A 3,612-nucleotide genomic window follows, 5' to 3' on the forward strand; every position below is an offset into this window, starting at 1 on the left:
TTCGAGGCCGGCGCCGAGATCGTGATGCACAAGGGCAAGAAGCCGGAAGGCGACCCGCGCGCCTACGACGCCCGCGAGATCATGGCCAACCTGGCCAGCACGATCGTGCGGCCGGAAGTGAAGTAGGAAGAAAGATGCTCCCCCGCGATGCGGGGGAGCTGTCACGAAGTGACTGTGGGGCAAATCCGGCCTCGGCCGAGCTAGCCCCCTCCGGCCCTCTGGGCCACCTCCCCCGCGCCGCGGGGGAGGAATTAGCGGGTCCTACCGCGGCGCCATGCGGATGCCGCCGTCCAGGCGCACGTCCTCGCCGTTGAAGTAGCCGTTGGTGATCATGGTCAGCGCCAGCTGGGCGTATTCCTCGGGATTGCCCAGACGCTTGGGGAACGGCACCGAGGCCGCCAGGCCGGCCTTCACCGCTTCCGGCGCGCCGTTCATCAGCGGGGTGTTGAAGATGCCCGGCAGGATGGTGTTGACGCGGATGCCCTCGCCCATCAGGTCGCGGGCGATCGGCAGGGTCATGCCGACCACGCCGCCCTTCGAGGCCGAATAGGCCGCCTGGCCCATCTGACCGTCCTCGGCGGCCACCGAAGCGGTGTTGACGATCGCGCCGCGTTCGCCGTCCTGCAGCGGCTCCAGGTCCAGCATGCCCTTGGCCGACTTGGCGATGCAGCGGAAGGTGCCGACCAGGTTGATCTGGATGATGCGATCGAAGGCGTCGAGCGGGAAGTGCTTGGTCTCGCCGGTGGCCTTGTCGCGGCTGGCGGTCTTGGCCGCGTTGCCGGTGCCGGCGCAGTTGACCAGGATCCGCTCCTGACCGTGGGCGGCGCGGGCCTTCTCGAAGCCGGCGTCGACATCGGCGTCGCTGGTCACGTTGACCTTGCAGAACACCCCGCCGATCTCCTTGGCGACCTGCTGGCCGCGCTCCTCGTTCATGTCGAACAGGGCGACCTTGACGCCTTGGGCCGCCAGGGCGCGGGCGGTGGCCTCGCCGAGGCCCGAAGCCCCACCCGTGACGACGGCGGCGACGGTGTTGTCGAGTTTCATGGACGTTTTCCCTTGTCTTCGCGTTTGTAGCGTTCGCGTTTAGGATCGGTTGGAAGAGAGAAATAGACCCATGAGCCGCGCCGCCAAACCGTCCCCCGACGTAAACGTCAACGAGGTCCTCGATCCAGCCAAGGCGCTGGTCCCACAGACGGTGCGGGTGAACGAGGAACGCGTGCGCCGCGGCTTCCTGCCCAAGATCCGCAAGGTGGCCTCCAAGGTCCCGTTCGCCGCCGACGCCCTGTCGGTCTGGTGGTGCGCCCGCGATCCGGAGACGCCCACGGCGGCCAAGGGCATGATGCTGGCGGCCCTGGCCTATTTCGTCCTGCCGCTGGACGCCCTGCCCGACATCCTGCCCGCCATCGGCTTCACCGACGACGCCGCGGTGTTCGCGGCCCTGATGGCGATCCTGGGCCGGACGCTGAAGCCGCGCCACAAGGACGCCGCTCGCGCCTTCCTGGCGCGCCTATCCGACGACAGCTGAGACCCACCGGAGACCGCCATGCTCGCCCCGCTGATCGCCGCCGCCGCGCTCCAGGCGTCGGCCCCGCCGCCGACCGATCCTGAGGACAAGGCCGTCCTGGCCACGGCCCAGGCCTTCTTCGACGGCATGGCCGCGGCCAGCCCGGACACGCTGCGCCCGCTGGTCCTGCCCAACGCTCAGTTCATGGGCGTGCGCGCCCAGCCCGACGGCGCGGTCAAGGTCAGCCGCGTGGCCTTCGAGGACAGCTTCGGCAAACACCTGGATCCAGGACTGAAGGAGTGGATGTGGTCGCCGGTGGTCGTCCGGCGTGGAGCCCTGGCCACCGTGACGGCGCCTTACGAGATCTCCAGGGACGGCAAGACCCTGCATTGCGGGATCGACATCTTCACCCTGGTCAAACAAGCGGATGGGGCCAAGGCCGATGGCGCCTGGAAGATCGCCAGCATCAGCTGGACGGCCGAACCCGGCGCCTGTCCCGAGCTGAGGAAGCAATAGGATCATTCTCTCCGTATGCGACAGGTTGTCGCGGGCGAACGACGCCTTAAGTTGATCGCATGATCGAAGCTCTCCTCGCCAAGATGATCAAGACCGGCGACCTCACGGCGCACCTGCCCGGAGGCCGCGTCGTCAAGGCCGGGGACGGCTCGGGACCGCCGGTGGTGATCCGGGTCAACGCGCGCGGCCTGCGCCGCCTGGCCAATCCCAGTCTCGGCCTGGGCGAAGGCTATATGGAAGAGGACATCGTCTTCGAGCAGGGGACGATCGCCGACCTCCTGACCATCGTCGGCGAGAGCGGCGGGCGAAAGCCCAAGCGCGGCTCGGCCCTGACCCGGTTCCGCAAGGCGCTGAAGCGACGGATCCAGCAGGTCAACGACCGCGTGGCCTCGCGCCGCAACGTCGCCCACCACTACGACCTGTCCAACGATCTCTATCGGCGCTTCCTCGACGCCGACATGCAGTACTCCTGCGCGTATTTCGAGCGTCCCGACATGACCCTGGAGGAGGCCCAGGCCGCCAAGAAGGCCCTGATCGGCCGCAAGCTGCTGATCCGGCCCGGCATGAAGACGCTGGACATCGGCTCGGGTTGGGGCGGCCTCTCCATGACCCTGGCCAAGGACTTCGGGGCGCGGATGACCGGCGTGACCCTGTCGACCGAGCAACTGGCCCTGGCCAAGGAACGCGCCGAGAAGGCGGGCCTGGCCGACCAGACCGATTTCCGCCTGACCGACTATCGCGACCTCGACGAAAAATTCGACCGCATCGTCTCGGTCGGCATGCTCGAGCACGTGGGCGCGCCGAACTTCAAGACCTATTTCGAGACCATCGCCCGCCTGCTGGACGAGGACGGCGTGGCCCTGGTCCATTCGATCGGCAAGATGCACGGCCCCGGCGCCACCAACGCCTTCACCCAGAAGTATATCTTCCCGGGCGGCTACATCCCCGGCCTGTCGGAGATCGTTTCGGCGATCGAGCACGCGGGGCTTTGGATCACCGACATCGAGATCCTGCGCCTGCACTACGCCGAGACATGCCGCATCTGGCGCGAGCGGTTCATGGCCGATCCCGACATTCCGCGGATGTTCGACGGCCGCTTCCGGCGGATGTGGGAGTTCTACCTGGCGGGCGCCGAACTGGGCTTCCGCCACGGCGGCCACATGGTCTTCCAGATCCAGCTGGCCAAGAAACGCGACGCCGTCCCACTGACGCGGGATTATCTGCTGAAAGCCTGATCTCTTCGCTCATCCCCGCGAAGGCGGGGATGAGCGGTGTTTTTACTGAGCGCGAAGGCGCCTCACTCCACCGTCACCGACTTGGCCAGGTTCCGAGGCTGATCGACATCCGCGCCCTTCACCACGGCGACGTGGTAGGCCAGGAGCTGGATCGGGGCCGACATCACCAGGGTCGAGACCAGCGGATCCGAAGCGGGGGCCGTCACCACCACTTTCGCGCCGGCCGGGGCGTGCTTCACGCCCTCGGTGTCGGTGATGAAGATCACCTGGCCGCCGCGCGCCATCACCTCGCTCATGTTCGAGGCCGACTTCTCGAAATAGCTGTCGTAGGGCGCCAGGATGACGATCGGGGTCTGG

Annotated in this window: 4 protein-coding genes and 2 pseudogenes; 4 read left to right on the plus strand and 2 right to left on the minus strand. The window is 67.4% G+C overall.

Features of this window, described 5'->3' with window-relative positions; translation table 11 throughout:
- A pseudogene (locus VJ655_RS17455) lies at positions 1 to 126 on the plus strand (hypothetical protein); the annotation flags it as partial.
- A 135-nt stretch (positions 127 to 261) separates the two neighbouring features.
- Here VJ655_RS17455 and VJ655_RS17460 read toward each other — a convergent pair.
- Entirely contained in the window at positions 262 to 1,044 is a 783-nt protein-coding gene (locus VJ655_RS17460) for an SDR family NAD(P)-dependent oxidoreductase (protein ID WP_324113284.1), read from the minus strand.
- A 70-nt stretch (positions 1,045 to 1,114) separates the two neighbouring features.
- On the opposite strand from VJ655_RS17460, the gene VJ655_RS17465 reads away from it, so the two are divergent.
- The 3 genes from VJ655_RS17465 to VJ655_RS17475 are packed head-to-tail and all read left to right on the plus strand — an operon-like array spanning position 1,115 to position 3,255.
- Positions 1,115 to 1,525, plus strand: a complete 411-nt coding sequence (locus tag VJ655_RS17465) for a YkvA family protein (protein WP_324113286.1) — start codon at positions 1,115 to 1,117, stop codon at positions 1,523 to 1,525.
- A gap of 18 nt (positions 1,526 to 1,543) precedes the next feature.
- Positions 1,544 to 2,020: a hypothetical protein gene (locus VJ655_RS17470; RefSeq protein ID WP_324113287.1), complete on the plus strand. Its 477-nt coding sequence runs from the start codon at positions 1,544 to 1,546 to the stop codon at positions 2,018 to 2,020.
- A 59-nt stretch (positions 2,021 to 2,079) separates the two neighbouring features.
- Positions 2,080 to 3,255: a cyclopropane-fatty-acyl-phospholipid synthase family protein gene (locus tag VJ655_RS17475; protein ID WP_324113289.1), complete on the plus strand. Its 1,176-nt coding sequence runs from the start codon at positions 2,080 to 2,082 to the stop codon at positions 3,253 to 3,255.
- A gap of 62 nt (positions 3,256 to 3,317) precedes the next feature.
- On the opposite strand, the pseudogene VJ655_RS17480 reads toward VJ655_RS17475, so the two are convergent.
- A pseudogene (locus VJ655_RS17480) lies at positions 3,318 to 3,612 on the minus strand (glutamine--fructose-6-phosphate aminotransferase); the annotation flags it as partial.

It is taken from the genome of Caulobacter sp., from assembly GCF_035254145.1.
Classification (GTDB): Bacteria; Pseudomonadota; Alphaproteobacteria; order Caulobacterales; family Caulobacteraceae; genus Caulobacter.